General features: G+C 67.3%; 2 protein-coding genes and 1 pseudogene. 2 read left to right on the forward strand and 1 reads right to left on the reverse strand.

Features of this window, described 5'->3' with window-relative positions; translation table 11 throughout:
- Positions 1 to 155, reverse strand: a pseudogene (locus FKP22_RS34170) (phosphoribosyltransferase); the annotation flags it as partial.
- A gap of 231 nt (positions 156 to 386) precedes the next feature.
- Here FKP22_RS34170 and FKP22_RS30065 point away from each other — a divergent pair.
- Both FKP22_RS30065 and FKP22_RS30070 read left to right on the forward strand, forming a co-directional pair.
- Positions 387 to 1,097, forward strand: coding sequence for a glutathione S-transferase N-terminal domain-containing protein (locus FKP22_RS30065; protein ID WP_141291879.1), 711 nt, complete (start codon positions 387 to 389; stop codon positions 1,095 to 1,097).
- An 86-nt stretch (positions 1,098 to 1,183) separates the two neighbouring features.
- A partial coding sequence (locus FKP22_RS30070; protein ID WP_233447019.1) for a c-type cytochrome occupies positions 1,184 to 1,513 on the forward strand: 330 nt, incomplete at its 3' end.

Consider the following 1,513-nt stretch of genomic DNA (forward strand, 5'->3'; position numbering starts at 1 on the left):
AGCGGCGCGCCCAGCGCCTGCGCCACTTCGAAGCCCACCGGCACGCCGCCTCGCGGCAGTGCCAGCACGGTCACGTCGCTGCGCTGGTGGTAGGCATACAGCAACTCGGCGAGGGCCAGGCCGGCCTCGCGGCGGTTCTTGAACACGGTTTCCATCGCACGCTCCTCGGGGGTGAGTGGTTGGTAGCAGACTGCGGCAAGCCACGTGCCCTTGCCAGCAGACAAACCCGGGTGGCGCTGCGCTTCTACAGCGCAACGGGGCGCCCTGCGCGGGCCGGCGGGCTTGGTCGCATGCGGACCAAGGGCTTTGGGAGGCGGACACGGCACTGCGCGGCGGCGGAACAGAATCGAACTGGTTTTGCCTCCTCATCGAAAAGCACATCCGCCATGACCGCACTTGCCGACTACCAGATCACCCACAAGTGGCCCGCCCAGCACCCCGAGCGGCTGCAGCTGTATTCGCTGCCCACGCCCAATGGCGTGAAGGTCTCGATCCTGCTGGAGGAACTGGGCCTGCCTTACGAGCCGCACCTGGTCAACTTCGCGACCAACGACCAGCTGACGCCGGAGTTCATGTCGCTGAACCCGAACAACAAGATCCCGGCCATCATCGACCCGGACGGCCCTGGCGGCCGGCCGCTGGCGCTGTTCGAATCCGGCGCGATCCTGGTCTACCTGGCCGAGAAGACCGGCCGCTTCATTCCCGCCGATGCGCACGGCCGCTACCAGACGCTGCAGTGGGTGATGTTCCAGATGGGCGGCATCGGCCCGATGTTTGGCCAGCTCGGCTTCTTCCACAAGTTCGCCGGCAAGGACTATGAAGACAAGCGACCGCGCGACCGTTACGTGGCCGAAAGCAAGCGCCTGCTGGGCGTGCTGAACCACCACCTCGCCGGCCGCGAATGGCTCATGGGCCACGAGTTCACGATTGCCGACATCGCCACCTTCCCGTGGATCAACAACCTGATCGGCTTCTACGGTGCGGGCGAGCTGGTGGGCTTCGGCGAGTTCACCGAAGTGCAGCGCGTGCTGAAGGCGTTTGTGGCCCGCCCGGCCGTGGCCCGCGGTTTGCAGATCCCCGCGCGACCGGCAGCCTGAGCCTTTTGGCTGATCGGGCTTGATTGCATGGCCGCGGCGGCGGCGTTGGTCACAATCGTGGCTTCCTGTGTCGCCCCGGGCTTTGCATGCACCTGTTCTTCCGTCTGCTGTGCGCCGTGGCGATGTGGGCCAGTGCGGCTGCTTTCGCCGCACCGGTGGAAGACAGCATGGCCCAGCGCGTGCAGGCCTGCACCGGCTGCCACGGCGCGCAGGGCCAGGCCACGCGCCAGGGCTACTTCCCGCGCATTGCCGGTAAGCCGGCCGGCTACCTCTACAACCAACTGCTGAGCTTCCGCGCCGGCACGCGGCACAACGAAGCGATGGGCTACCTGCTGGCCCAGCTGTCGGACGACTACCTGCGCGAGATCGCGGGCCACTTCGCTTCGCTTGACCTGCCGTACCCGCCCGCGCCGCCC

This window comes from Ideonella azotifigens, from assembly GCF_006519715.1.
Taxonomy (GTDB): domain Bacteria; phylum Pseudomonadota; class Gammaproteobacteria; order Burkholderiales; family Burkholderiaceae_C; genus Ideonella; species Ideonella azotifigens.